Below are 25066 nucleotides of genomic sequence, written 5' to 3'. Positions count from 1 at the left end.
CGCTTGTCTAGTAATTACTCTATGAACAAGCTAGAGGAGGTAGAACCATTTTAATGATTATAAGAACCTTTGTTATCTTGTGACACTTTTTCATGAAGGGCGGTGTTTAACCCGTTTGCAAGTACGTTCGCCATATCATCAATAAAGGTGTCAATCTCCTTCGGCGTGACCATCAGATTATGGCCGAGCGGAGAAAGCACTTCGTGAATCAGCTGGCGTTTTTCGTTTTCGTCCAGCGTGCCGACAATACCGAGAAAGGATTGGCGTTCTTTTTCTCCCGGAAGGTCTTCGTCTGTCAGCACCTTCTTTTTGCCGAAGTTCATTCCGGCGGGCACCAGAGATCTTGACGGGCTGTCATCTTTCATCTCTCTTCCGAAATGTTTTAATATATAATCCACCGTATCGCTTGCGATCGTAACCGCATCAACGACAGTCGGTACCCCGATTGCGATGACGGGAATGCCGAGCGTTTCCTTGCTTAATTCTTTTCTCTTATTGCCGACGCCTGATCCCGGGTGAATGCCCGTATCAGAAAATTGGATGGTCGTGTTCACCCTTTCAACGGCTCTGGCCGCAAGAGCGTCTACCGCGATCACAAAATCCGGCTTTGATTCTTTGATCACACCTTGAATAATATCGCTCGTTTCAATTCCCGTTAATCCCATCACACCGGGAGCAAGCGCGCTGACCGGCCTGTACCCTTCCTGCACGTTTTCCGGCTGAAGCCTGAACAGATGCCTTGTCACAAGAAGGTTTTCGGTCACGAGAGGGCCGAGCGCATCCGGCGTCACATTCCAGTTGCCCAGACCGACGATCAAACAGCTTGCATCCTTTGGAATCTTTAATGCCGACAGATAGGCGGAAAATTCCTCGGCAAACACTTCCGTTACTTTTTCCTGCATGTCAGAGTCGTGTTCCCGAACCCCTTGAGCCTCGATCGTGACATAGCGTCCCTGCTTTTTCCCCGATAGCTCGGCGCCTTCTTTGGTAATATCGACGGTTCTGACTTTAATGCCGCCCTTGTCGCGTTCTTTTTCAATAAACCCGTTTATTTCTTTTTTCTGACCGGCTTGTCCGTCTTTTACCGCCTGTTTCGTTTCTACCGCTAAATCCGTCCGTATCAGAAATTGATTGACATCCAGTTCGTTGTTTTTCACAGGGAAGACCTCCTTCAATCATCGTGGTACATAGTGTGACCATTTACAAAACGAATCATGCGAATTTACCCATCAACGAAAAATACTTTACATTTATATTGCAATCTAAAGTTCTGTTTGATAGAATACAATTTGTTCTATTGTGAAGAAGATTTAACCTTAAGACACTGTGCTACAGGTTGTATCTTAGGAGGTGAAACACATGCCAAACATTAAATCAGCGATTAAACGTACAAAAACAAACAACGAACGCCGCGCTCATAACGCGACAATCAAATCTGCTATGCGTACTGCAATCAAACAAGTTGAAGCTTCTGTTGCTAACAACGAAGCGGATAAAGCGAAAACTGCTCTTTCTGAAGCAGCGAAACGCATTGATAAAGCAGTGAAAACAGGTCTTGTACACAAAAATGCCGCAGCTCGATACAAATCTAGACTTGCGAAACAAGTGAACGGACTTTCTGCATAATACAAAAACGATCCCTTTAACGGGGATCGTTTTTTTCATTCAGTCCGGAGAAGCTCAAGGAGAAAGAGCTCCAGCAAGAGCTGCTTGTCCTTTTTCCCCGTTTTCATTTCATAATCCATCACTGCGAGTCTTTCTATAATACGCCGCAGCTCTTCTTCGGAAAAAAGCCTCGCCTGATCCATCGCCAGTTTTACCCGGAAGGGGTGCACCTTTAAGTTGGAAGCGATTTGCTTTTGGCCGTATCCTTGTCCCGCAAAATACTTTGTCTGCATAATCAGTCGGAATTGGTTGGCGATCAGCGCCATAATTTTGATCGGTTCTTCGTTTTGTTTTAAAAGATCATAAAATATTTGAAGACTTTCCGTCCGTTTTCGGTTCACGATTTTGTTGATCAGCTCAAAAATATTCTGCTCCAAACTTCTTGCGACGAGCTCCCGGACATCTTCAAGTGTGATCTCATGTCTGTCACCGGTGTAGGCGGAGAGTTTTTGTATTTCCTGATATATGGATGACAGATGGCCGTTTGCAAGCAGAACCAAATGCTCGGCAGCTTCTGTATCGATCATTTTATTTTCGGATTTCGCCAGATTAATCGTAAAATCAGTTGTCTCCTTTGCATTCAGCTCCTTAGCTTCAATCATAAGGGCTTTTTGCTTCAGCGCTTTCGTCAGCTTTTTCCGTTCGTCCAGTTTCTCATACGGAGCCACAATCACAAAGACCGTGTAAGGTGCAGGCTCCTTCAGATAAGTCTCCAGAGCGGCTGTATTATGCTCTATTTTTTCTTTCTTTTTTTCCCCTGTTAAAAAAGACGGATTTTTTACGATGACCAGCCGCTTCTCTCCCATAAACGGAAACGTTTCCGCATCGGTTACGGCCTGGTCAAGCGGATCCTCTTCAAGATCAAAAACAGACAGGTTAAAATCCTTTGTCTCCTCATCAACGACAGCTTGTCTGATCCGGCTGACAGTTTCTTGGAGCAGATACGTTTCTTTTCCGTATAAGCAATAAACGGAGCGGACATCCCCTTTTTTCAGGGCTTTCCAAACATCAAATACCATGATCGTATGACTTCCTCTCTTTCTTGATCCCCTTCTATCCTAAATTGAGTTCGGCAAATAGTAAAGAGGAAGCTTTAAGGACAGCTTCCTCATTTATAATAAACGCCTGATTCACAAGCTCCCGGGTCTGCTTGTAAAAAGGCGATAATCACAAGAACAGAAAACGTTACCATCACTTCTAGATTTTTCAAAACAATTCCAGTATACTTAGAGAAGTCAGGAGGGATGAAATTGAATGATTTTGAAAAAAACGTTCAAAGCAAACGAAATGATGCTGTTGACTCAGCTGTCGGTTTTGTCGTGTCCTTCGGATTTTTCGCCTTTTTGTTCGTGATGGCAACAGCCATCCATCTTATCGGCTCTTAGCCGCATTCCGGGCTGCTGTCAATCGGCAGTCTTTTTTACTTCTTGCGCCCTGGTTTCTTCTATATCATATGGAGGGAAGACGGAAAACGTTCCGGCGCCTTTTTTAAATCTGTATTGAATCGTTCCGCTGACATCGGTGCGAAGCACATTGACAGAGTACGCCTTCAAACGATCCAGCACTTCTTCATGCGGATGATGGTATCGATTCTCTTTTCCTGCTGAAATCAGCGCTGCTTCCGGCTGAAGCTGCTTCAAAAAGGCTTCACTCGTTGAGCTTTTGCTGCCGTGATGACCCGCCTTCAATATATCAGCCTTCAGATTCGGATACGTTTTCAGCACTTCCGTTTCGCCGTCCGATTCTAAATCTCCCGTCAAAAGCCAGCTCACTCCGCCAAAAACCGTCCAAAGCACCAGTGACGAATCATTTTTACTCCTTCCGTCAGACGACTCCGGAGACAGCACCTGAAACTGAAGATCCCCGGCTGTAATGGTGTCGCCCCGCTTTGCTTCGGCAACGGGAATGTTGTTTTCTTTCGCCATATTTAATATGTTCTGATCTTTCGGTTCTTTTACGAATCCTACGGGGACAATTAACCGTTTGACTCTATGATTTTTGATTAACACTCCGGCTTCCCCGATGTGATCTTGATCCGCATGGGTTAAAATCAGCGCATCCAGCTTTTTCACCCCTTTTCCGTTTAAAAATGGAATCAAAACCTTCTCGCCGATAGAATATGGGTGGCGTTTTTCTTTCCATGATTCTCCGGGATAAGCAATCACTCCCCCTGTATCAACCATTACGGTCCCTTTGCGGTGCGGCGCGCTTATAAACAGTGAGTCTCCCTGCCCGATATCAAGCATATCCGCTTCTCCCCATGGACTGAAATACGGACGGCATATTAAATAAGCCAAAACCGCGCAGAAAAAAAGAGCCGATTTCCTGAGTTTTAAAAAACCTCCCTTTTCCAAAGCCGCAAAAAGCGTAAAAACGGAAACCGCAAGCAGAAGAAGGGAAACAAAGTCAGGCTTTGACACAATCATAGTAAATAAATCAACGGATGCCGCATATGTAATGAAATCATGCACAGGCTTCATCACAAGGTCAAACATACCAAACAAACATTCTCCCATCTGCCTTGAGAGTAAAAGAAGAAGGAAACCGATGACAGAAACCGGAATGACAAATAACGTATAAAAAGGCACCATCACCATATTCATCGGAAAACTGACAAGTGAAATCTGCTGAAAATGATAGAGAAGAAACGGAAGTGAGCTGAGCTCCGCAATGAATGAAGCCATCGCAAGCCCGGCAAGTCTGCTTTCCCCTGCTTTCTTTAAAATGGAGGATGACAGAATTAAAGAGGCGCTTACCGCAAAGGAAAGCTGGAAGCCCGCCTGCCAAAGGAAGTAAGGATTAAACAGCAGAAGCAGCAGATAAGACAAGGACAATGCAGCAGAGGAATGAATGCCGCGTTTAACAAGAGTTCCGGCGATATAAAATCCCAGCATGAGGGATGCGCGCAATACGGATGGGGCGGCACCGCTCAGCAGCGTATACACCGGCAAAAACAGCAGCAGCAAAATTCCCGCCTTTTCTCTTGTCAGCCCGATTCTGATCAGAGCATAAAATAATCCCGCCGTAATAAGACCGACATGCATTCCGGAAATCGCCATTAAATGAACGACTCCCAAATTTTGATATGCACTCAGTATATCGTCCTCTATAGAAAATCTTTCACCTAAGGTCAGCGCTTCAACAATTCCGGCGGAAGATTCAGGCACGTGATTCCGAATGATCGAAATCAAATTTTTTCTGATGTTCAGCAGTTTAAACAGCGGCTGTTTGGATTTTTCACACTGCTCAATGGAAGTCACGGAAAATAACCAGTGAATCTGCTGAGAGTAAAGATATTCCTTATAATCAAAACCTCCGGGAACCGTCGCATGTGCAGGCTGTTCCAGAGAGCCTGTAAACGTGCAGCGCATCCCCGGTTCAAGCTGTTCAATGAGTCTTTTTTCCTCAAGAGAACGGATTTTGTACGAAGCCGCCCATTTTTCCTTGTCATGTGTACGGATAACAGCTGACATTTTCGCTCCGTCAACCTTCGGAATATTAGTGATGACGGCCTGTTCAGTATAACTGCCGGCCTGATAGCGCGTTACATTCGCAGCGTCACAAACCGTATAAAGATAGAAATAAAGACAAAAAGAAACGAGGCAGACGATAACCGGAGCATGGTGCTTTGTTTTTACAATAATAAAGAGAAGATACAGAAGAAAAAGGAGCAGAACCCAGAAGACATGAGCGGCGGCAATTCCCGCAGTTGCAGAAACCGCCGCCAGAGGCAGAAGAAGGTATTTATATTTCATTTATACGTAACTGGTAAACAGCTCATTGGCCTGTTCATGAATTTTTTTCAGTTCATCTGCCTTAACTCCCGCATCAGATAATTGCTGAATCAGACCTGCGACAAAAGACAATTTTTCGCGGTTTTTCAGATCGATGATCATTTCATCAAGTTCGACCTGCTCCACCTTGACTCCGGCTTGGCTGAACAGCTCTTTTGCATAAGGCTGTGTTTTGTAATCTTCGGCATAATAGACCGTTTTGATGCCTGCCTGGATAATTGATTTGCAGCATTGAATACAAGGATAATGCGTCACATAAATTTCGGCGCCCTCCGTCGGAACACCGAACTTAGAACATTGCAGAATCGCATTCATCTCTGCATGTATGGTCCTCTGGCAATGATTATCTATTAAAAGGCATCCTTCATCAGCGCAATGGACGCCGCCGGCGATTGAGCCGTTGTATCCGCCGGCAATCATCCGCTTATCTCTGACTACGGTTGCCCCGACTGACAGTCTCGGACATGTGCTTCTCAGCGCCAGCAAATGGCTTTGCGCCATAAAATATTGATTCCATGAGATTCGTTCCACAAGTGTTCCCTCCAAAAAGTCTTGTTGCTTTTCTAAGTTTACATAGATTTAAGCAAAACCGTCAATTCACTTTACCGTAATGGAAGTTTTTATCCGCTCAAATGACTTTTCTCCAAAGCCTGATACATTCATCAAATCTTCAGCAGTCTGAAACCGTCCGTTTTCTTCTCGGTAGGCGATAATCGCTTCCGCTTTTTTCTGCCCCACCCCGGAAATCGCCTGAAGTTCGTCCAGAGATGCCGTATTGATATTGACAGCTGCATTCTCCTTTTCACCCGCTGCTGTTTTCGGGCGATTCTCCTCTTCGCCTTCACTCGGAATATAAACAATCGTCCCGTCCTGCAGCTGCTCTGCTAAATTAATATTCAATTCATCCGCCTTTTTCTTCAGGCCGCCGGCTTTTTCAATGGCTTGCGTCACCCTGTCTCCCGCTTTCATTTCATACACGCCGGGATTTCGGACCGCGCCTTTCACATCAATCATAATCTTATCGGCTGCGGTGTCTTTTTTGTCCGCGACGGATACTGAGGCTGTTTGGCCAAGCACGGACTGCTGTTTGACCGGCTCTTCCTTTTCAGAACGAAACAGCCAAATGCAGATAAAAATCGCCCCTGCCGCAAGACAAGCGACCAGGATTTTCAGGTTCCGCCGCAGCCGCTCCGTCATCATCGCTTTCGTCATATTGCATTGCCTCCCCGCATAAGGTTTAGAGGATTAAGGGAAAAAGGAGGGGAATTCATTGAAAATAGGCTTTATCGGCACCGGAAACATGGGAACGATCCTGATTGAATCGTTTATCGAATCAAACGCTGCCGATCCCTCACATATCACCATCACAAACAGAACAATCGAAAAAGCATTAAAACTAAAAGAACGTTTCAGCGGCATCCATGTCACCGAGGATCAGGAAAAGCTCGTACAGGATAATGAAATAATATTCATTTGTGTAAAACCGCTGGATATATATCCTTTGCTGAAAAAACTCACACCGCATTTACGGAAAGATCACATTTTAATCTCCATTACCAGCCCCGTTCAGACGGATCAGATTGAACATACGGTTCCGTGTCAGACGGCCCGCGTCATTCCGAGCATTACGAACCGCGCCTTGGCCGGCGTCTCGCTTGTTACGTTCGGCAAAAGCTGCAGCGAGTCGGCAAAAGCGGATATTCAAACGCTGTTCACTCATATTTCAAAACCTGTGGAAATCAGCATCGGCATTACAAGAGCGGCGTCAGACATTGTCAGCTGCGGGCCCGCTTTTATGAGTTATCTCGTTCAGCGCTTTATTGACGCGGCAGTGGAAGAAACGGACATCACCAAAGAAGAAGCCGTGATTATGTCGACGGAAATGCTTGTCGGTCTCGGAAAGCTTCTGGAAACAGGGCATTACACACTTCCCGCCTTGCAGGAAAAAGTATGCGTAAAAGGCGGCGTCACCGGGGAAGGACTGAAGGCTCTCGAAAGCGGTGTTCAGGATATGTTCAACCGTGTCTTTCAGCGTACACATAACAAATACGATGAAGATATATCGTTAGTGAAGAAGCAATTTCACGTGTAACTGAGTATGCCATAAAGTGCTTTATCGCGCCAATCGCAAAAAATGCATTTTAAAAACCATCGTTTCGTTTAAACGATGGTTTTTGGTTTGCCTGCCGTAAAGAAAAGACGTTCAGACTCTGTTGAAGGAGGCCGGTCTGTAAAATCGGCCGTCACTTTCTTCAGTTCAAATCCGGTCTCTGCAAGCATTTGTTCATATTCTTCAATGTAAAATGTTTTTTGCTCATGCGTCTCGTCATAACGGTCATAAGATTGTCCGTTCCATACAAAAAAGGACATATCATGGATGACAGAAAGCTCTTCATCGCCGGCAAAGCTTTGCCAGATATAGCTGATCTGCTCATCCTGATCCGCATGGGTGCTGTCCGGAAAAAGCTCCGTCATTTTAAATGGGGAATGGACGTCAAACAGAAGCAGGCCGCCCTCCTTCAAAACTTGAAAAACACTTTTGAAGGTGCTTAAGACATCATTTTTCGTTTTTAAGTAATTTAGGGAATCACAGCAGATGACAACGGCATCAAACTGTTCTTCAAAACCGGAAAGCTCTCTCATATCCTGTTGGAGAAAAAGAATCGGCTTTCCCGTTTTTTTCTGCTGGGCACAGCTCAGCATATCTTCACTCAAATCAATCCCCGTGACTTCGCAGCCTTTTTCAGCAAGCCTGATGGATATTTCTCCGGTTCCGCAGGCAAGATCAAGCACCCTTCCCTTTTCCGGAAGAGACGCTTCGATCCAGCCCGCCCATTCATCATACGGCGCATGTGACATTAACTCGTCATATACGCCGGCGAAGCCTTGGTAAATCATGAGTTCAAGCCGAGTTCAAGCTCTGCGAGCGGTGCGTCGCCCCATAGCTTTTCAAGATTGTAGTAGCTTCTTTCATCTTTATGGAAAACGTGGACAATGACGTCGCCGAGATCAACTAAAATCCAGCGGGCCTCATCAAACCCTTCCATCTTTTTGACATCAATGCCGTTTTCTTCTGCCTGATCTTTAATTTCACGCGCAATTGCCTGAACCTGCTTATCAGAATTCCCGTGGCAGATTAAAAAGTAATCCGCTATAAGTGAGATTCCTTCCATGTCCAGCGCTAAAATATCTTCTGCACGTTTATCGTCGCATGCTTTTGCCGCGATTTTTAATACGGAAGCTTGATTCATTCTTTAAATTCCTCCTGTCAATTTTGAGACACCAGCCAATTATAGGTTGCAAACGTCTCCGGAAAGACCGGCTGGTTTTTTTTCATCAGAAATATCATTGTATTTTTCATTGCTTGTATGAGCGCTTCGTTCAGATCTGTTTCCGCCAGACGGCGCACCTCTTCCACTCCGGGGAAATGGCGTCCGGGTTCAATGTAATCCGCAACGTAAATGACTTTGTCTAAAAGGGTCATTCCGGGACGCCCTGACGTGTGATAGCGGATTGCATCCAAGATCTCATGATCAGTGATCCCCGCTTCTTTCTCAGCCAAATACGCTCCCACAGGGGCATGCCACAGCTCGGCATTGTAATCCAAGAGCTCAGCCGGCATTTTTTCCCGCACGATGATCTGCTTCATTTCTTCTTTCGGCCGGAATTTCGCATAATCATGAAAAATAGCCGCCATTTCCGCTTTTTTCGGGTCTGCTCCGAACCGGCCTGCGAGAATAACCGCCGTATCTGTTACGCCGATTGTGTGGATGTAGCGATGCTCGGTCAGCTGCTCTTTGACGCAGGCAAGTGCTTCCTCACGATTCATATAAATCATTCTCCTCTATATACTGCCTCACTTTATCCGGCATTAAGTATTGCGTCGGCTTTTTTGCTTTGAGACGTTCTCTCAGCATCGTTGACGAAACGTCAAATTCCGGAACGTCGGCAAAAAGCAGCGGGTACGGGGTCTCAATATGATACCCCGGGCGCCGCACTCCGATAAATTGAATGAGCGTGAGCAGTTCGTCCAGTTTGTACCATTTCGGCAGATATTCAATCATATCCGCCCCGATAATAAAGAAAAGCTTGTCGTTCGGGTGCCGCTCCTTCAGTAAACGGACGGTATCATAGGTATAAGAAGGGCCTTTCCGGTCCATTTCCGCAAGTTCAAGCTTAAAGCCGGAATTAGAGCTGATGGCAAGCTTCAGCATCTCCACCCGGTGCCGGCTGTCTGTAAAGTCTTCATTCTGCTTATGCGGAGGGATTTTATTGGGCATAAACCAAATCTCATCGAGCTCCGCCTGATGAAGGACTTCATTAGCCATCAGAAGATGTCCGTTGTGCGGAGGGTCAAATGTGCCCCCGAATATTCCGATTTTCTTCATGTCAACCACCTTACGGAAGCTCGATTTGTTTATTTTCCTTTGATTCCTTATACAGTACGATCGTATTTCCGATCGTCTGCACCAATTGTGAGCGGGTGCCTTTCACAAGGGCTTTTGCGACATCATTTTTATCGTCTTCGCAGTTTTGAAGCACGCTGACTTTAATCAGCTCTCTTGCTTCTAAAGCCTCGGCAATCTGTTTCACCATGTTTTCGTTGACTCCGCCTTTTCCCACTTGAAAAATAGGCGTTAAATGATGCGCTTTTGAACGCAAAAACCGTTTTTGTTTTCCTGTTAACATTGTGTTCCTCCTAGTTTTCCTTCAACAATTGCTCTCATTAAGCCGCTGTCAGGCTCTTGTCCCGTCCACAGCTTGAAAGACAGTGCGGCCTGTTCCACAAACATGCCGACACCGTCAAGGGTAGTTAAACCTCTTTTTTCAGCTTCTTTTAAGAACGCCGTTTGAATCGGGTTGTATACGATATCACAAACGATGGCGCCCGTTTTGGCCCGTTCCAATGAGAGCGGCACGGCATCCGTTTTCGGATACATGCCGACAGATGTTGTATGAATAATGACGTCATATTGTTCAAGCTGATTTTCAGCTTCTTTTAAAGTAAGGGCGCGTTTCTGCTGAAAAGAGGGAGCAGCCGCAATCAGATTTTCTGCTTTTTCCGGCGTGCGGTTGCAAACGTCAAATTGTTTCGGCTCTCCGCGGACGATCGTCGTAAAAATCGCTCTTGCCGCTCCTCCCGCCCCAATCATGAGGATGGAGAGCTCTGATATCGGTTTGTCCAATACTTTGACTAAGGATTTATAAAACCCATCTCCGTCAGTATTATACCCGATGAGCCTGTCTCCCTCTCTTTTGACGGTATTTACGGCCCCGAGTACTTTCGCGCTTTCATGTATTTCATCCAGATGCTCCATGATCGCGACTTTATGCGGGACTGTGACGTTCACTCCGCAGATGCCAAGCGCCTTGATTCCGTTAACGGCGTCCTTGAGATGATGAGGTTCCACCTGAAACGCAAAATACTGCCCGTTGATGTTCTTATCTTGCAAAGCCGCGTTATGAATATCGGGTGACATTGAATGCCCGATCGGATTTCCGATTACTCCGTACAATTGTTTCATGCTCCCTCTCCCCTTCTCTCTATATTAATGAACGGCGGACAAATACGTGTACGCCTTTCGGAGCGTATGCCGTTATTTTTTTATCTGCTTGCTGCACCGTGACCCAGCCGAGACCGGAAAAAACGATATCCGTCTTTCCTTCTTTAATCGAAAACGTATGGGGTGTAAGCTCCGGAAATTCATCCAAATGATCTTTTCCGGGCGGGGTAAGCAGTTCTCCCGCATGCTTTTCGTATAAGGCATCAGCATTTTCAAGCTTTGTTCTGTGAATCATCAATTCATTCGGCATATAGCAGACAAACGCCGTTTTATCGCCTGATACATAGTCAAACCGGGCAAGCCCGCCGAAATAAAGCGTTTGTTTTTCATTCAGTTGAAAAGTGCGCGGCTTCAGTTCTTTTTTCGGTGTCAGCACCTTTAAGTCACGCTTGTCCACGTAATGCGCCATCTGGTGATGGTTAATGATTCCCGGCGTATCATAAAGCGCAGATCCGTCATCGAGCGGGATTTCAATCGCGTCAAGCGTCGTGCCCGGAAATTGAGAGGTGGTAATAATATTCTCTTCCCCTGAGACCTCTTTAATAATCCGGTTGATAAATGTGGATTTGCCGACATTGGTACAGCCCACCACATACACATCGCGCCCTTCGCGGTAATGTTCAATGGCGTCAATGACTTCTTTCATCCCTTGTCCGCGGGAAGCGCTGATTAAAAAGACATCAAGGGGTTTTAAGCCGTATTCTTTCGCTTCGCGTTTCATCCATTGAACGAGCCGTTCCCGTTTTACGGATTTCGGCAGGATATCGGCCTTATTACCGACAAGAATGATCGGATTACCGCCGACAAAGCGGTTCAGCCCGTTTATCCAGCTTCCGTTAAAATCAAAAATATCAACGACTTTGACAATTAGAGAGTCAGTATCGCCGATTGTGTGCAAGATATTTAAAAAGTCATCATCCGTTAATGAAACATCTTGAATTTCATTGTAATTTTTCAGTCTGAAGCAGCGCTGACAGATGACATTCTCCTTTGTGAGAGATGCCTTTGGCGCGTATCCGAGACCTTGTTTATCCTCGGTCTGGATCGTTACTCCGCAGCCGATGCAAACAACCTTTTCCATTTCTAATCCTCCCACTGAATATGGCCTTTACGTTTCAAAGAACTCAATATTCTCCGTTCAATCCGGCGGTTAAAGCGCGTCATGACTCCGTCAGAGGAAGCGACAGGCACGACGAGGATCGTATGATACCCGTTTCTGTTTCCGCCGAGAACATCAGTAAGCAGCTGATCGCCGATGACCACACAGTCTTCTTTTTTCAGATCCATGCTGCTGACGGCTCTTTTAAAGGCGCGCCCCATCGGCTTTCTTGCCTTATAAATAAACGGTATGCCAAGCGGCTCCGAGAATAATTTCACTCTTCGTTCATTATTATTGGAGACGATCGTGACTTTAATGCCGTGCTCCTTCATTTCTTCAAACCACTCGATTAATCGAGGTGTCGCACTCGGTCTGTCCCACTCCACAAGCGTGTTGTCAAGGTCTGTAATAATCCCTTTCACATTGCGTTCTTTGAGCTTTTCCGGTGTGATATGAAATATATTTTTCACAAATTCGTCAGGTAAAAAAAACTTTTTTAACAAAACCCGCACCCTTCCTTTTCTTTCTATCATCTATATGTCGAAACCTGTCAGATTTAAAAACAAAGTCGGACTCAGTAAAAAAATTTCGACAAAAATTGGGTTTCTTCACCAGTTGTGGATAAAATTACACACATTATCCACTCTTATTACATCCGGATTTATCCAGATTATAAACAAGATACTAACAAGTTATCCACTTACGAGTGTGGATAACAGAACGATTGTTCTTATTTGTATTTCATGGTAGATTAAAGATAACCTCACCATGATTGAAACGCAACCTTCCATCATATGCTTGCGTCTGATGATTGATTACAATTGTAAGGAGGTGCCACTCCCATTAATTGGGTCCCCGGCATGAGAAAGCTTTCTGATGAATTACTAATAGAATCTTATTTCAAAGCCAATGAAATGAATTTGAGCCGTGAATTTATCGAGTTAATTGAAAACGAAATCAAAAGAAGATCGCTCGGACACATTATTTCCGTTTCTTCTTAAACAGAAAAAAATTCCCGGGCGAATTTCCTTTTTTTACTCAGATGACTGATATTATATCACTTCGGTTATGCGCATTACTACCACTTTCAACAAAAAACACCCCTAAAATAGAGGTGTTTAAGAGGACGGCTGCTATATATTGAACCAATACAGACCGCCCAGGACGAGAATGACGACGAGCAGCACAACAAAAAATGCGTACCAGTACCCCGCATTCACCCGAGGAGGCGGGCATACAGGATATTGCGGAGGGAAACCGCGGTTCATAGCAATCGCCTCCAAAAAGATGTTTTTTCTACAGCCTATGAAGCAGAAGCAAAACGGTTTAGGCAGCTGACGGCGTCAGCGTTCCAAAACCCGCCCATTTTTTATGCCTTCAATTAAGATTCTGGCGCCTTTTGGCGTCATATGATTTCCGGAGGGATCTATCAGTCCGGATTGGATCAGCGCCCGGTCTGTATCTTTGCCGCCGTCCGCGCGTATAAAGTGTTTCCAGTTATCCACCAGCGGCACTTTCAACTCAGCTGCAACCTGCCTCGTAACGCCGTTATAGGAATTATGCCATTTTCTCGCGCCGCCTTTTTCTTTAAAGGCTGAGGCTTTATATCTCGAATAGTAATAGAGATGATGCGTTCCGTTTCCTTCTATAACCGGGATGCACGTCATTAAAATCGGCTTTATGCCGTGATTTCTGCTTTCGTTTATGAAATAAGTCAGGTTTTCTTTAAACCGTTTCTTTGATACCCGCGGCTGATCGCCCGTCAAAATGCCCGCATCATTTGTTCCGAACATGATAAATAAATATTGGGGCTTACGGTCCAGCACGTCGCTTTGAAAGCGCAGGCGCGCATCCTCAGTCGTCTGACCGCCTATTCCCGCATTTATAACCGTAAGACGGCCGCGTTCCGCTGTTTTTAAAATGTTTACCCACTGCTGCGCCTTCGGATAATCACGATAATCCCAGTTGGAACCGCGCGTATTGCTGTCGCCGAACGCGACAACACTTTTTTCTTTGCCCGCGGCGCATCCTGATAACAGACAGATTATCGTAATAAAAAGAACAGCAAACTTCATTTTCTCTCCCCCCAAACCTTACCTCCTATGGTACACATCTCTTTGGCGGCTTTCAACGCGGCGCTCTCTTTACTGAATATGAAAAGGACCGGAATCCTGTCCGATCAAATCCGAAACCTTAACAAACGTGTAGCCCTGCTTTTTCAGCTTGGGAATGATTTCTTTCAAAGCCTCAACCGTCTGGCGCCGGTTTCCTCCGCCGTCATGCAGAAGAACGATATCTCCATCTCTGGCATGTGAAACAACGTGCCTGACGATTTTTCCTTTCCCGGGCCTTTTCCAGTCCCTCGGATCTTGGTTCCATGACCACATGATGATATGATAGCCCTCTTTTAAGATGCTTTTGAAAGCCGTATGATTCAGCGACCCTCCCGGCGGGCGGAATAACTTGTCCCCTTCCGGCTGCAGCGATGTGATATGATGCGCGGAGCTGTGAAGCTCTTGTAAAATGTCTTTGCGTTTCAGTCGGTGAAAATAAACATGGTTCATCGTATGGTTGCCGATTTCATGCCCTTCTTCAACGATGCGTTTTGCCGTTATGGGGTATTTGTCTATACGGCTCCCGACACAAAAAAAGGTTGCTTTAACATTGTGCTGTTTCAGCACGTCTAACACAGCCTCCGTATAGACAGGATGGGGGCCGTCATCGAAGGTTAAAGATAGTTTCTTTTTTTCAGACCTTATATCCCAGTACACGTTTCCCGTCTTCTCCATGTCACTTCTTTTTAAAGATTTCGCATCGGCGGACACGGCAGTGAGACTCGTGAGGACGCATATCATGATGATCAGATGAAAGCATCTCAACGTTTACACCTCCAGTAAACACTACTGTTAACGTGTCCCCTTTTATAAAAATCATTCTCTGCATCAAATGATGCACATCACCCGCTTCCCGCTTGTTTTTGTCCAAACCCGGGTGCCAGCCGTTTCTCATCAAACGGCAAATGCTGATAAATCAAATACGCTTATCGGACAGCTTATTTTAATAGAAGGAGATAGATTTGTGCTGTATACTAATTGACAAGAGGTGAACGTGCAGATGATAAAAAAGGGATTCAGTCTTGCCGTCATCATTGCTGTCGTGATGATCGGCTTTATGCAAAAAGACGTCTGGCTCAGCATGATTCGCGCGGGCGGCATGTACGCCGTGCTTATGAGTATCCTTCTGGTCGCAGCTGACGTATTTTTTCCGATTGTTCCATTCGCCATTATCGCGGCCTTAAACGGAGCGGTTTTCGGGATTGTAAACGGGGTGTGGATTACAATGTCAGGCGCGATGCTCGGAACAATGGCATTGTTTTTTCTCGTCCGGTACGGATTCAGAGACTGGGCCAGAAAAAAGCTGCTGGCTTACCCGGCCGCGGCTCAATATGAAGATTCATTTCATCAGCACGCGTTTACGGCGGTGCTTTTCGGGCGGCTGATTCCGATTATACCGTCGCTTGCCATGAATACCGTCTGCGGGCTGAGTAACATACGATGGCCGATCTTTTTTTCTGCGTCGGTGCTCGGCAAAATTCCGAACATTGTGATCGTGACCGTCGCAGGCGCTTCATTTACAAGCAACAAACTGCTGTCTTTCGGGATTTACGGAATGTATATGCTTGTCTTAATGGCGGTCATTTATAAGAAGTTTCCCGACCTTTTAAAAACAACGAAAAAATGAAGCGCGTACCGCCCCCCCCTATTCCGGCGGTACGGCTCCTCTCATTCTGAGAACTTTTCCGTTACATTCTGAACCGATCACTTCCATGTTTTTCTTTCTGTAAAATGACAGAGCCGCTTCATTGCCCGGCGAAACTCTCAGGTGATATTCCGAAACACCGTTCGCTCTGAAAAACTGATTCGCGGATTGATACAGTTTTGTTCCGCACCCCCTTCCCCTCTGCTGCTCAGTCATATAGTAAAGGTACATATAACCGGTTTTTTGGCTGCGGTAAAATTTGATGGAAGCTTCAAGCTGTCCGATCGGCTGCCCGTTATGAAGAAGCAGCTTAAAATTGTCGGGTGAGTATTTGATTTGGGATGACAGCCACCTGAGATATTCATCCTTATTAAAATGATCCGCCGTGCCAAAGCTGACGAAAAACGAATCCTCACGAAATGAACCGGCCGTCTCTTTATGTTTGTTTACATTGATCCGCTTGAAATACATCGGGAGTCCTCCTTTTTGAGGCCGCAAATAAGAACGAGCATAAAACGGCTGCCAACGCCAGCATAACAGCAGCCCCTGCGATGACGATGCCGCGGACGGAAGAACTGACAGCCGCCGCTCCGAAAACCGCCGTTACCACTATAATGAAGACGGCTTCGACTAATGAATAAAAGCTCCCCACTCTCCCCATGATGTCCACCGGAACATTCTTTTGATAAAACGTCAGAAAGCCTGTATTGGCAAACGCCAGAAAAAAAGCGAGAAGGAAAAATCCGAAAGCAGCCGTCCAAAAAACGTCAGAAAACGCATAAATCATATATCCGGCCGCTGTGAATAAAGAGCCCATTCCTATCAATAAAGAAGCCGGCATTTTTTTATTAAAGAACACATTGACAAGCGCCCCCGCAATAATGCCTGCCCCTGAGACACTGACAAGAAAACCGTAATCGGCATCAGTCAGCTGAAGAACCTCTTTTGCAAAAGCGGCTTCAAGCGAATCAAGCGCGGATGGCATAACGGTCATGACCAGACTGAATAAAAAATAAATGATCATGACGTTTCGCGCCGTGCGGCTGAAGCGATAGACGAGCTTCCAATCTTCTTTGTACACTGCCAAAGAAAGCTTCTGTGCGGGAGAATGTACGTGGGGCTCATTTTCAAGGTTCGGCAGCATCATCGTAATGAAACCGGACAGCACTAAAGCCGCCGCATTCACCCAAATCGCAAAAATCGGCGTGCCGGCGATAAAAAGCAGCCCGGCCGCAGCCGGCCCGAGGAGAAAAGCCCCTGATTCCGACAAAGCCCTTAGTGAATTGAATCGTTTTCTCCTTTCAGCCGGGATAAGCATCGTCACATACGCCATGGAACACGGACGAAACATCGCATTGGCCATTTGAATCAAAAATACGATACAATAAACGGAAAATAAAGACCGTGCAGTAACCATCAGCGGCAGAACGGCAATGAATGCAGCCCGGGTGAAATCAAGCGACATCATCATATTCCGTTTGTTACACCGGTCGATGATGCTGCCCGCCCACCCATTTGTCATCAAAACAGCCGCAGGCCTGATTAAATAAAGGATGGAAACCGCAAAAGCAGCCCCCGTTTCTTTTAAGACAATAAGATTAAGAGACAAAAAATAGATCCATTCACCAATATTTGCTATCCCGATTCCGGTTAACAGAAGCATCGGGTACCGCCAAGACTTCAGGTTTTTCATCTTATCCCTCCCTTAAAAATAAAAAACGCCCTCAAGACAATAAAGTCTTGAGGACGGGAAACAGCCCGCTATGCCACCTCAATTCGGTTTGGTGCCGGCCTAAGCCGGGTACAAAGCTTACTCGGTAACAGGAGTATCCGCCGCATCATCCTCGTGTTTCATGATTCCGATGCGAAGCTAAGAGGTTTGTTTCAACACATCCATTCATACTCCTTCACAGCTCCCGGAGCTCTCTGTCATGAATGATATCTGTCTACTCGTCTCTTCAGCGCTTTTCGTTATATTCTTTTCACCCTTACTTTTTTTAACAATATACAGGCTCAATCAGCAAAAATCAAGAGGCTGTAAGAAATAAAACCTGCCTTTGATTAATTTCCCTGTACAGACACAAACAGCCTGACTGCCACATACAGTTACATATAGGCTTTTGCCTACATAACTTTGTGGAGGTGAGGACGGTGACAGGTGTTTTTGCAGCGCTCGGGTTTATTGTGAAAGAACTTGTGTTTTTAGTATCATACGTGAAAAATAATGCCTTTCCACAACCGCTCTCAAATAATGAGGAGAAAAAATACTTAGACCTTATGGCTGAAGGAGATGAACACGCCCGCAACATGCTGATCGAACATAATCTCCGTTTAGTCGCCCATATTGTGAAAAAATTCGAAAACACGGGAGAGGACGCGGAAGATCTGATCTCCATCGGTACAATCGGGCTGATTAAAGGAATTGAAAGCTACTCAGCCGGAAAAGGCACGAAGCTTGCCACATATGCCGCACGATGTATTGAAAATGAGATTTTAATGCATCTGCGCGCATTGAAAAAAACGAAAAAAGACGTCTCCCTTCATGATCCGATCGGCCAGGATAAAGAAGGGAATGAAATAAGCCTGATCGATGTCCTCAAGTCGGAAAGCGAAGATGTGATCGACACCATTCAGCTCAACATGGAACTTGAAAAGGTCAAAAAATATATCGATATTTTAGACGACCGCGAAAAAGAAGTCATCGTCGGCCGCTTCGGGCTTGATTTAAAAAAAGAAAAAACGCAGCGCGAGATCGCAAAGGAGCTCGGCATTTCAAGGAGTTATGTGTCGCGGATTGAAAAACGCGCATTGATGAAGATGTTTCATGAGTTTTATCGGGCGGAGAAGGAGAAGCGGAAGAAGAAGGGAAAGTGAGCGAAAAGCCGGATCTGACATCCCGGCTTTTTCTGCATTTTAGGACATTGCTCTTCAAGTATAACTTCAGGATTTAAAAATAAAACATAACAAATGAATAAAATTGGTACAATCGTTAACCTTTTTAATAATTTTTCATTGATATTTAACCCCTTCAACATAGCCCTCTTTTTTTAACAATCCGTTTCATTTGGGCTACACCCCCATCATTGAATGTATTTCCTATGAAAAATGATTTTGAACCTCATAGGAACTCTTACATGACAGGGTTTTTGTTGTTTTTTCATTGTTTATCAAGACCTAAAGCAAAAGAACTTGCTAATTCTCAAATACATCCACCAAATGTTCAATGTTAGTTTGTTTTTCATACATACTAATAATAAAAATAAAACCTAGTTAAAACTTTACAAGACAAGCTGAATTGACTATAGTCTAATTAGACTAAAATATTGATGTAAAGAAGTGAAAAATGAGATGATAAAGTCTTTTTTAATGTTGGGGCAGTCGAATATGGCGGGCCGTGGATTTTTGAATGAAGTAGACCCTATCTATAATGAAAAAATAAAAATGCTGCGCAATGGACAATGGCAGATGATGACAGAGCCGATTAATTACGACCGTCCGGTTTCCGGCGTTGGCCTGGCGGCATCTTTTGCAGATGCTTGGTCGAAAGCTCATCCCGATGAAGAAATTGGCTTGATCCCTTGTGCGGAAGGCGGCAGTTCATTGAATGACTGGCATCCGGAAGGCATCCTTTTTCAGCATGCTTTGTCCGAAGCCCGCTTCGCCCTCCGATCCAGTCAAATTTGCGGAATTCTTTGGCATCAAGGTGAGAGTGACAGTTATCGTTCGCTGCATGAAACTTATTACGAGAAATTAACTCTTATCATCGAGACGCTAAGAAACGAGTTGGAACTTGATGAGGTACCGTTGATTATTGGAGGGCTTGGTGACTTTCTTGGGAAGACCGGTTTTGGACAGCACGCGACTGAATTTCGACAGGTTAATGAACAATTGCTGCGTTTTGCTGATGAACAACAGAATTGTTATTTTGTTACTGCAGCAGGTTTGACTGCGAATCCTGATGGCATTCATTTAGACGCAGCTTCACAACGCAAATTAGGTTACCGCTATTTCGAGGCTTTTTCGAAAAAGCACCATATCCTGAAACCCATTTCGGGAGAGGAGCAATCGCTGAAAGTGAATGGTGACTATTCTAAAACAGAACAGATTTACCTTCATAGTATGGATTTGGCTTCGGGTAAAATCACGTACGCGGAATTTGAAGCGCGGATGGCGAAGGTGATGAAACCATGATTCCCTTACTTATCCTTGGCTTGCTCATCCAAAACCCCGGAGCTCACGGCTATGAACTTCTGGCCTTAATGGAAAAACGTCATTACAAGTACATCGTTAACTTCACGAAAGGTTCATTTTATTACAATCTGCAGCAACTTGAAGAAAAGTGTTTGATTGAACAGATTCAGCAGAAACCCTCAACCGGCGGGCGTGAAATCCGTAACTTTAAAGTCACAGATTCGGGAAGGGCAGAATTCGAAAAATTAATGATCAAATACGGCACCAAATCGGAATATGTGAACCTGCAATTTTATGGGGCGTTACTCTTTGCCGATGAATTCGACAAAAGTAAATTACTGGATCTGATCCAATCACAAATCGATCAGACTAAAACTCGAATCGAACTCCTTGATGAATACCTGTCCATCACTCAAGAAATTCCCGGCACAATCAATTACTTTCGCCGTATGAACGAAAATTCCCGTTCACATCACTTGGTTAATTTAGAGTGGTTCGAAAAATTGAAAGCAGAAATAGAGTGAACTATTGCATAATAAAAATGCAATGTTACATATATCAGAATATTAGTTACCTGCATATAAAACCTGTGTCGCAGATATCTCGTAACATCATTGATACAGGTTTTATACCCCTTCTTTTAATTAAACCAGCAATGGGGTTGTCAACACTTGCCCCAAACAAGAGCACGTGAGTCTGCTGCGTGTTCTTCTTTTTCAATCCGTATGAATAACCGCTTTTTACACCTATTTAGTATTCAAGTAAGTCATAGGACATTTCAGTGGCGTATCGGTATAAAGTGAACTAATTTATTAATGTTCAACAACAGAATTTCGTCTATTGACAATAAAGAATGCACAAATCATTGCAAGAATGGCCATCGCCCACCAGAACGTTGAGATCGCCTGGTCATGATCGATGATTATCAAACGAATGACAGCCGTGATGCCAATATAAATAAAGTAGCGAAGCGGGAAATGAAAGTCTGATTTGAAGTATTTGATAATCAAAGCAATGAACTCAAAGTACATGAAGAATATAAGCAGTTCCCCAAGCATCTCATAATAGCTGTCCACTTTGTTGAACAGTGACTTGTATACGAATTGCACAATGTACCATGTCTCGCTGATCAGAAGTCCGCTTAAGGCTATGGCCAGGAAGAACAGGCAGACATTGAGAAGCGCTTGTAACAGGTAAGGTGCCTTTTTGAAATTGTTGGAAAATCTCATCTTGTTGTCTCCTATTTCAATATTTTCGTCGTTTTGATTCGCAGCCTACATCTTTCTGTTCCAAAATCGCAGCACGATGCAGTACTTGGAATTCTTTTGTATACTGTGAAACTGCCCCTGCATGCGGGACATCATTCGCGCAATGCTTCTTTCACCGAGTCCGTTGCTTTCCGGTGTTACATCCGCAAGTTTAATCGTATTGCTGATATGAATCTCAAATATTTCTTGATCAGATACAAACGTGATGCTGATTTCTTCTTCCGGATCTGCGTATTTAAATAAGTTTGACATCACATTATCAAATACACGACCAAGCTCCTCTAAATTCACGTTAATATAGGTTTCCGGCAGCTCGCCTGAAATATGGACCCGGAAATGCTCCTGATGAAGGATAGCAATCTGATCTGATATTAGATCGTAGATCACTTCTTTCACTGCAACGGTCTCCAGGTCGGCCCCATGTTCCTTATTCAGCAGGAAATACGCAAACAGATTGTCAGACAAGTTTTTTAATTGCAGTGCTTTACCATAAGCATTGGCTACATAACGATCTTTGCTTGTACCCGCTTCGCCTCCTTCTTTTTTGGCAAACTCCAGATTCATGATCAGCGACGTCAGCGGTGTGCGCATATCGTGCGACATTTCGGTAACCAGGCTGCGGCTCTCTGCTTGCAATTCCTCGATCGCTTTAAGTTTGTCCAAGAAAGCTTTCCGCAGATCCTCAATGCTCTTTGCAATCATCGCTAATTCATCATGCCCTTTTATCGTCATCTCGTAGTCCAGTTCGCCCCCTTCAAGAATATGAATCTCTTGGTGAATCGTTTTAAGGTAGCGAAGACTTTGGCGAATTCCGAAGAGAACAATAATTAAAAAGATGAGGGTTGCCCCGAACAAATCCAATGCAAAAGCCAGATCATAATATCGGGAAGAGTAGAAACCGTCGATAATGACTCGTCCTTCACCATCGCTGAACTTGACAGGATGTGAATGATTTTGAGCGTACTGAGTCAGCTTTTCCTTTCCATAATCCGATTCGGAATAAATAGAATCATATTGCAGCTCCTGATCCTTAAATATGGTGAGGTTAATGTAATTTTCTTTTTTGACCCACTCGCCAAACGCTTTTCTATCTGATGTAGACAACTCATTTTCTGAAACGTACTTGCTGAATTTTTGAATGTATCTTGCTGACTCCTTGTGATAATACTCTTCCGAACTCAGATATCCCTCGATCAGATTATCTGTGATCTTTTGCAGCGTCAGAAAGATCACACCGCTCACAATCGCAGCAACCATGATCAGCAAAGCCAGTTTTTTGGTTAGCGTAAATTTAAGATGCGCCAAATCGATATCCTCTTCCCCATTCAGTTTTTATATAAACCGGACGTGCCGGATCATCCTCAATTTTGGAGCGCAGCTTCCGAATATGCACCATCACCGTATTGTTAGAACAGTAAAAGTAAGGCTGTCCCCACACACTCTCATATATATTTTGGGCAGAAAATATTTTGTTGCGTTTGCTCATCAGCAGTTTCAGGATACGATACTCCAGATCTGACAGCTTGATTTGCTTCTCCTCTTTCCACACCTCATTAAATTCTTCGCTCACTCTTAGTTTGCCCCCGATAAGAAATGTTTCTTCCTGTTCCTTCTTTTCCTGATAGATAGTATATCTGCGTAATTGAGCAATCACTCTAGCGTGAAGTTCCTCTTCCGAGAATGGTTTAGTCATATAATCATCGCCGCCGGCGAGTAATCCCTCAGTTTTATCGAGTATACTCGATCTGGCCGTCAGAAACAGAATCGGGACGTTAGAGGATTTCCTGATGTGCTGACATGTTTCAATTCCCGAAATGCCTGGCATCATAATATCCAAAATAACCAAATCAAGCGAGTCATTCACAAGTTGCAATGCTCGCTTTCCATCCTTGGCTCTTAGCACCTCGTAACCTGAACGCGTAAGGGATTCCTTCAAAAGATCACCAATATCCCGATCATCCTCTACGACTAATATTCGATGGGTCATGCCTTTTTCACCTCATGATTCTTGATGTTATTTCTGTCACCTTACTATATATCATTCATAAGTAACGTACGTTATAAGATACTACGTAAATCTTAACAGTTTATGAAAGCTGATGTCCGCCACAATTTTGTCACATTTTAAAAAAAATGATGAACCTTCATAAATTGTTAAGATTCTGTCTTTATATTTATCCATTGTAAGGCTCGAGTTTTTCAGATCCGCACTGCACATTGCAATGGTAAATGGGAAAGGAGTATTGATATGATTGTACAAAAAGAAGAACGCGGGCAACCAGTGAGTCTGCGGGAACGGGTTCATTTTCTGGATATTGTACGTGGATTTGCCTTGCTTGGCATTATTATTGTCAACTATTTTCTGATCGTAGATTCAGTAAAGGGATTCGAAATGGCCTCCGGTGACCTCCTGCACAATCTGGTTTCCTGGTTTGCCGAAGGGAAATTCGTTACATTATTCTCCTTCTTGTTCGGAGTTGGGTTTATGATCTTTATGGATCGAGCCGCGCAGAAGGTAGATAGTCCCAACAAGCTGTTTGCCCGCAGGTTATCTATCCTTTTGGGGTTTGGCATTTTGCACATCACATTTGTTTGGGTCGGTGACATATTGACCTTTTACGCCGTAAGCGGCTTCCTGTTACTCGCTTTCTATAAACGCACGGCCAAAACGGTTCTTAGATGGATTATCGCACTTATCGTGTTTCAATTCCTGATTCCTGTTTTCACAATGTTGTACAATGTCATCAATACTGCAGGGTCAAAAAACCCGAATTTTTCAGAGTTTACTTTGTTTAGCCACACAAGCCTTACCTACATGGAATCCATCAGCACCCGGTGGACAGATATGGTCACGATGGCTGCTGGCTCTTTCTCTATGATCTATTCCATGTTTCTCATGTTTCTGCTGGGCGTGTACTTTGTTAAGATGGAATTTTTCAAAGACATGGAAGCGAAAAAGTTCATATGGAAGCGTATCTGGATCATTAGCACAATCGCTTTTCTAATAACACAAAGCAGTATATTACTAGACATGTCTAATCTTTCTGAGAATATGCTGTGGAAGGACATTTCCTCTGTCGTGGGTCAAAATGGCGGCTTAACCGGAAGTATGTTTTATATGAGCACTTTTGCAATGCTGTTTCTGTACGTTCCTCAGCTGCGAGGCCCTATGATGATATTCACCAAAGTCGGACGGATGTCATTGACCTGTTATCTGCTTCACTCTATCATTGGAACAGTTTTGTTCCTCCGGTACGGATTCGGGCTTGCGGATCATATTCAATCCGCCGGCACGTTCATGTTCAGTCTGGCCGTGTACTTCGTGCTTATGAGCTTTAGTACATTGTGGTTGAAACGGTTTAAGTACGGTCCGATGGAATTGATATGGCGCAAGCTGACGTACGGCAAAGTAAACGGAAGTCCCAAAGCGACTCCGCTGCATCCGGAAAAATCAATACAGAAATAACCCCTTTGCACAGATTGCATGACTTCAAATTAGTTTTTGAGAAGTGGGCATTAAACGGACAGATTTGATATATATACTAGTTATTTTTATATCATTTAGGCTTCTTTGGGCTAATAAATTCACCGGAGTTTACTCAATGTGCATTGCTCATGATCGAATCTTTGAATCTTTTACGCATGTTCATAGGCAAAGGCGCCACATTCGACTATTTTTGCAACTTTTCGCAGGAAAAGTTTGAGAATGATGGCAAATCCCGCGTA

Annotated in this window: 29 protein-coding genes and 3 pseudogenes; 10 read left to right on the top strand and 22 right to left on the bottom strand. The window is 44.4% G+C overall.

Annotated features, from left to right (window positions below; genetic code table 11):
- Positions 1–50 precede the first annotated feature (50 nt).
- A complete protein-coding gene (gene gpr / locus BZ167_RS17105; protein ID WP_007408268.1) occupies positions 51–1157 on the bottom strand; it encodes a GPR endopeptidase in 1107 nt (368 codons plus the stop codon).
- 202 nt (positions 1158–1359) lie between these two features.
- On the opposite strand from gpr, the gene rpsT reads away from it, so the two are divergent.
- Positions 1360–1626, top strand: a complete 267-nt coding sequence (gene rpsT / locus BZ167_RS17100; protein WP_003152876.1) for a 30S ribosomal protein S20 — start codon at positions 1360–1362, stop codon at positions 1624–1626.
- A 16-nt stretch (positions 1627–1642) separates the two neighbouring features.
- Here the strand turns inward: rpsT and holA are convergent.
- Both holA and BZ167_RS20190 read right to left on the bottom strand, forming a co-directional pair.
- A pseudogene (holA, locus tag BZ167_RS17095) lies at positions 1643–2684 on the bottom strand (DNA polymerase III subunit delta).
- A 39-nt stretch (positions 2685–2723) separates the two neighbouring features.
- Positions 2724–2875, bottom strand: a pseudogene (locus BZ167_RS20190) (hypothetical protein).
- Positions 2876–2915: 40 nt separating this feature from the next.
- On the opposite strand from BZ167_RS20190, the gene BZ167_RS17090 reads away from it, so the two are divergent.
- Positions 2916–3050 (top strand): YqzM family protein, encoded by a 135-nt coding sequence (locus tag BZ167_RS17090; RefSeq protein ID WP_003152870.1) that lies wholly within the window; start codon positions 2916–2918, stop codon positions 3048–3050.
- An 18-nt stretch (positions 3051–3068) separates the two neighbouring features.
- Here the strand turns inward: BZ167_RS17090 and BZ167_RS17085 are convergent, their stop codons facing one another.
- The 3 genes from BZ167_RS17085 to BZ167_RS17075 all read right to left on the bottom strand — a co-directional run bounded on the left by BZ167_RS17085 (position 3069) and on the right by BZ167_RS17075 (position 6671).
- A complete protein-coding gene (locus BZ167_RS17085; protein ID WP_060674655.1) occupies positions 3069–5420 on the bottom strand; it encodes a DNA internalization-related competence protein ComEC/Rec2 in 2352 nt (783 codons plus the stop codon).
- Complete coding sequence (locus BZ167_RS17080) at positions 5421–5990, bottom strand: ComE operon protein 2 (protein WP_003152868.1); 570 nt, start codon at positions 5988–5990, stop codon at positions 5421–5423. It lies immediately after the preceding gene.
- Positions 5991–6056: 66 nt separating this feature from the next.
- On the bottom strand, positions 6057–6671 hold the full coding sequence (locus BZ167_RS17075; protein WP_061860722.1) for a helix-hairpin-helix domain-containing protein: 615 nt from the start codon (positions 6669–6671) through the stop codon (positions 6057–6059).
- Between the two features lie 58 nt (positions 6672–6729).
- Here BZ167_RS17075 and comER point away from each other — a divergent pair, with 58 nt between their 5' ends.
- Positions 6730–7551, top strand: a complete 822-nt coding sequence (gene comER / locus BZ167_RS17070; RefSeq protein ID WP_061860723.1) for a late competence protein ComER — start codon at positions 6730–6732, stop codon at positions 7549–7551.
- A gap of 68 nt (positions 7552–7619) precedes the next feature.
- On the opposite strand, the gene BZ167_RS17065 is transcribed toward comER, so the two are convergent.
- Genes BZ167_RS17065 through BZ167_RS17030 form a run of 8 tightly spaced genes read right to left on the bottom strand, consistent with a single transcriptional unit; the run spans position 7620 to position 12625 of the window.
- Positions 7620–8357 (bottom strand): class I SAM-dependent DNA methyltransferase, encoded by a 738-nt coding sequence (locus BZ167_RS17065; RefSeq protein ID WP_015417856.1) that lies wholly within the window; start codon positions 8355–8357, stop codon positions 7620–7622.
- On the bottom strand, positions 8354–8710 hold the full coding sequence (rsfS, locus tag BZ167_RS17060) for a ribosome silencing factor (protein ID WP_007408260.1): 357 nt from the start codon (positions 8708–8710) through the stop codon (positions 8354–8356). The genes BZ167_RS17065 and rsfS overlap by 4 nt, the downstream gene beginning before the upstream one ends.
- 17 nt (positions 8711–8727) lie before the next feature.
- Positions 8728–9288, bottom strand: a complete 561-nt coding sequence (yqeK, locus tag BZ167_RS17055; protein ID WP_077392156.1) for a bis(5'-nucleosyl)-tetraphosphatase (symmetrical) YqeK — start codon at positions 9286–9288, stop codon at positions 8728–8730.
- Positions 9278–9847 carry a nicotinate-nucleotide adenylyltransferase gene (locus BZ167_RS17050; RefSeq protein WP_007408258.1) on the bottom strand — a complete coding sequence of 190 codons (570 nt, stop codon included), beginning with the start codon at positions 9845–9847 and terminating at the stop codon, positions 9278–9280. Before BZ167_RS17050 ends, yqeK begins: the two co-directional genes overlap by 11 nt.
- 10 nt (positions 9848–9857) lie before the next feature.
- Positions 9858–10148 (bottom strand): ribosome assembly RNA-binding protein YhbY, encoded by a 291-nt coding sequence (gene yhbY / locus BZ167_RS17045; RefSeq protein ID WP_061860725.1) that lies wholly within the window; start codon positions 10146–10148, stop codon positions 9858–9860.
- On the bottom strand, positions 10142–10984 hold the full coding sequence (gene aroE / locus BZ167_RS17040) for a shikimate dehydrogenase (protein ID WP_039254404.1): 843 nt from the start codon (positions 10982–10984) through the stop codon (positions 10142–10144). The genes yhbY and aroE overlap by 7 nt, the downstream gene beginning before the upstream one ends.
- A gap of 19 nt (positions 10985–11003) precedes the next feature.
- Positions 11004–12104, bottom strand: coding sequence for a ribosome biogenesis GTPase YqeH (gene yqeH / locus BZ167_RS17035; protein WP_033574151.1), 1101 nt, complete (start codon positions 12102–12104; stop codon positions 11004–11006).
- Between the two features lie 2 nt (positions 12105–12106).
- The gene (locus BZ167_RS17030) at positions 12107–12625 is read right to left on the bottom strand and encodes a YqeG family HAD IIIA-type phosphatase (RefSeq protein WP_007408254.1); all 519 of its coding nucleotides are present in this window, start codon (positions 12623–12625) and stop codon (positions 12107–12109) included.
- A gap of 357 nt (positions 12626–12982) precedes the next feature.
- On the opposite strand from BZ167_RS17030, the gene BZ167_RS17025 reads away from it, so the two are divergent.
- Positions 12983–13123, top strand: a complete 141-nt coding sequence (locus tag BZ167_RS17025) for a sporulation histidine kinase inhibitor Sda (protein WP_003152850.1) — start codon at positions 12983–12985, stop codon at positions 13121–13123.
- Between the two features lie 132 nt (positions 13124–13255).
- On the opposite strand, the gene BZ167_RS20650 is transcribed toward BZ167_RS17025, so the two are convergent.
- From BZ167_RS20650 to BZ167_RS17015, 3 genes are all read right to left on the bottom strand, one after another.
- Entirely contained in the window at positions 13256–13390 is a 135-nt protein-coding gene (locus BZ167_RS20650) for a hypothetical protein (RefSeq protein WP_003152848.1), read from the bottom strand.
- Between the two features lie 75 nt (positions 13391–13465).
- On the bottom strand, positions 13466–14197 hold the full coding sequence (locus BZ167_RS17020; RefSeq protein WP_007408253.1) for an SGNH/GDSL hydrolase family protein: 732 nt from the start codon (positions 14195–14197) through the stop codon (positions 13466–13468).
- A 69-nt stretch (positions 14198–14266) separates the two neighbouring features.
- Positions 14267–15001 carry a polysaccharide deacetylase family protein gene (locus tag BZ167_RS17015; RefSeq protein WP_007612700.1) on the bottom strand — a complete coding sequence of 245 codons (735 nt, stop codon included), beginning with the start codon at positions 14999–15001 and terminating at the stop codon, positions 14267–14269.
- Positions 15002–15236: 235 nt separating this feature from the next.
- Here BZ167_RS17015 and BZ167_RS17010 point away from each other — a divergent pair, with 235 nt between their 5' ends.
- Positions 15237–15863, top strand: a complete 627-nt coding sequence (locus BZ167_RS17010) for a TVP38/TMEM64 family protein (protein WP_077392155.1) — start codon at positions 15237–15239, stop codon at positions 15861–15863.
- Positions 15864–15881: 18 nt separating this feature from the next.
- On the opposite strand, the gene BZ167_RS17005 is transcribed toward BZ167_RS17010, so the two are convergent.
- Together BZ167_RS17005 and BZ167_RS17000 are read right to left on the bottom strand one after the other, a co-directional pair.
- Positions 15882–16352: a GNAT family N-acetyltransferase gene (locus BZ167_RS17005; RefSeq protein WP_077392215.1), complete on the bottom strand. Its 471-nt coding sequence runs from the start codon at positions 16350–16352 to the stop codon at positions 15882–15884.
- On the bottom strand, positions 16318–17574 hold the full coding sequence (locus tag BZ167_RS17000) for an MFS transporter (RefSeq protein WP_077392154.1): 1257 nt from the start codon (positions 17572–17574) through the stop codon (positions 16318–16320). The genes BZ167_RS17005 and BZ167_RS17000 overlap by 35 nt, the downstream gene beginning before the upstream one ends.
- 458 nt (positions 17575–18032) lie before the next feature.
- Between BZ167_RS17000 and sigK the strand changes: the two genes are divergently transcribed.
- From sigK to BZ167_RS16980, 3 genes are all read left to right on the top strand, one after another.
- On the top strand, positions 18033–18755 hold the full coding sequence (sigK, locus tag BZ167_RS16995; protein WP_007408248.1) for an RNA polymerase sporulation sigma factor SigK: 723 nt from the start codon (positions 18033–18035) through the stop codon (positions 18753–18755).
- Positions 18756–19229: 474 nt separating this feature from the next.
- Positions 19230–20072 (top strand): sialate O-acetylesterase, encoded by an 843-nt coding sequence (locus tag BZ167_RS16985; protein ID WP_061860728.1) that lies wholly within the window; start codon positions 19230–19232, stop codon positions 20070–20072.
- The gene (locus BZ167_RS16980; RefSeq protein WP_060674662.1) at positions 20069–20596 is read left to right on the top strand and encodes a PadR family transcriptional regulator; all 528 of its coding nucleotides are present in this window, start codon (positions 20069–20071) and stop codon (positions 20594–20596) included. Before BZ167_RS16985 ends, BZ167_RS16980 begins: the two co-directional genes overlap by 4 nt.
- Positions 20597–20884: 288 nt before the next feature.
- Here BZ167_RS16980 and psiE read toward each other — a convergent pair whose 3' ends face one another.
- The 3 genes from psiE to yrkP are packed head-to-tail and all read right to left on the bottom strand — an operon-like array spanning position 20885 to position 23327.
- Positions 20885–21301: a phosphate-starvation-inducible protein PsiE gene (gene psiE, locus BZ167_RS16975; protein WP_012118039.1), complete on the bottom strand. Its 417-nt coding sequence runs from the start codon at positions 21299–21301 to the stop codon at positions 20885–20887.
- A 45-nt stretch (positions 21302–21346) separates the two neighbouring features.
- Positions 21347–22645, bottom strand: a complete 1299-nt coding sequence (gene yrkQ / locus BZ167_RS16970) for a two-component system sensor histidine kinase YrkQ (protein ID WP_061860729.1) — start codon at positions 22643–22645, stop codon at positions 21347–21349.
- Complete coding sequence (gene yrkP, locus BZ167_RS16965) at positions 22632–23327, bottom strand: two-component response regulator YrkP (RefSeq protein WP_061860730.1); 696 nt, start codon at positions 23325–23327, stop codon at positions 22632–22634. Before yrkP ends, yrkQ begins: the two co-directional genes overlap by 14 nt.
- A 261-nt stretch (positions 23328–23588) precedes the next feature.
- On the opposite strand from yrkP, the gene BZ167_RS16960 reads away from it, so the two are divergent.
- Positions 23589–24806, top strand: a complete 1218-nt coding sequence (locus tag BZ167_RS16960; protein WP_061860731.1) for a DUF418 domain-containing protein — start codon at positions 23589–23591, stop codon at positions 24804–24806.
- Positions 24725–24966, top strand: a pseudogene (locus BZ167_RS20185) (hypothetical protein); the annotation flags it as partial. The gene BZ167_RS16960 and the pseudogene BZ167_RS20185, both read left to right, overlap by 82 nt.
- Positions 24967–25066 lie beyond the last annotated feature (100 nt).

Source organism: Bacillus sp. 275 (assembly GCF_001999205.1).
In the GTDB taxonomy this organism is placed as follows: Bacteria; Bacillota; Bacilli; order Bacillales; family Bacillaceae; genus Bacillus; species Bacillus velezensis.
This window is presented reverse-complemented; position numbering and strand designations above follow the sequence as displayed.

Coding starts and splice junctions, on each gene's coding strand:
- BZ167_RS17005 (WP_077392215.1), bottom strand. CDS start 16,352: ATGTATTTCAAGCGGATCAATGTAAACAAACATAAAGAGACGGCCGGT.
- BZ167_RS17075 (WP_061860722.1), bottom strand. CDS start 6,671: ATGACGAAAGCGATGATGACGGAGCGGCTGCGGCGGAACCTGAAAATC.
- BZ167_RS20650 (WP_003152848.1), bottom strand. CDS start 13,390: ATGAACCGCGGTTTCCCTCCGCAATATCCTGTATGCCCGCCTCCTCGG.
- BZ167_RS16960 (WP_061860731.1), top strand. CDS start 23,589: ATGATTGTACAAAAAGAAGAACGCGGGCAACCAGTGAGTCTGCGGGAA.
- psiE (WP_012118039.1), bottom strand. CDS start 21,301: ATGAGATTTTCCAACAATTTCAAAAAGGCACCTTACCTGTTACAAGCG.
- rpsT (WP_003152876.1), top strand. CDS start 1,360: ATGCCAAACATTAAATCAGCGATTAAACGTACAAAAACAAACAACGAA.
- yhbY (WP_061860725.1), bottom strand. CDS start 10,148: ATGTTAACAGGAAAACAAAAACGGTTTTTGCGTTCAAAAGCGCATCAT.
- BZ167_RS17020 (WP_007408253.1), bottom strand. CDS start 14,197: ATGAAGTTTGCTGTTCTTTTTATTACGATAATCTGTCTGTTATCAGGA.
- BZ167_RS17010 (WP_077392155.1), top strand. CDS start 15,237: ATGATAAAAAAGGGATTCAGTCTTGCCGTCATCATTGCTGTCGTGATG.
- BZ167_RS17065 (WP_015417856.1), bottom strand. CDS start 8,357: ATGATTTACCAAGGCTTCGCCGGCGTATATGACGAGTTAATGTCACAT.
- BZ167_RS16985 (WP_061860728.1), top strand. CDS start 19,230: ATGATAAAGTCTTTTTTAATGTTGGGGCAGTCGAATATGGCGGGCCGT.
- BZ167_RS17025 (WP_003152850.1), top strand. CDS start 12,983: ATGAGAAAGCTTTCTGATGAATTACTAATAGAATCTTATTTCAAAGCC.
- BZ167_RS17050 (WP_007408258.1), bottom strand. CDS start 9,847: ATGAAGAAAATCGGAATATTCGGGGGCACATTTGACCCTCCGCACAAC.
- BZ167_RS17085 (WP_060674655.1), bottom strand. CDS start 5,420: ATGAAATATAAATACCTTCTTCTGCCTCTGGCGGCGGTTTCTGCAACT.
- yqeH (WP_033574151.1), bottom strand. CDS start 12,104: ATGGAAAAGGTTGTTTGCATCGGCTGCGGAGTAACGATCCAGACCGAG.
- aroE (WP_039254404.1), bottom strand. CDS start 10,984: ATGAAACAATTGTACGGAGTAATCGGAAATCCGATCGGGCATTCAATG.
- BZ167_RS17000 (WP_077392154.1), bottom strand. CDS start 17,574: ATGAAAAACCTGAAGTCTTGGCGGTACCCGATGCTTCTGTTAACCGGA.
- rsfS (WP_007408260.1), bottom strand. CDS start 8,710: ATGAATCAAGCTTCCGTATTAAAAATCGCGGCAAAAGCATGCGACGAT.
- yqeK (WP_077392156.1), bottom strand. CDS start 9,288: ATGAATCGTGAGGAAGCACTTGCCTGCGTCAAAGAGCAGCTGACCGAG.
- yrkP (WP_061860730.1), bottom strand. CDS start 23,327: ATGACCCATCGAATATTAGTCGTAGAGGATGATCGGGATATTGGTGAT.
- BZ167_RS16980 (WP_060674662.1), top strand. CDS start 20,069: ATGATTCCCTTACTTATCCTTGGCTTGCTCATCCAAAACCCCGGAGCT.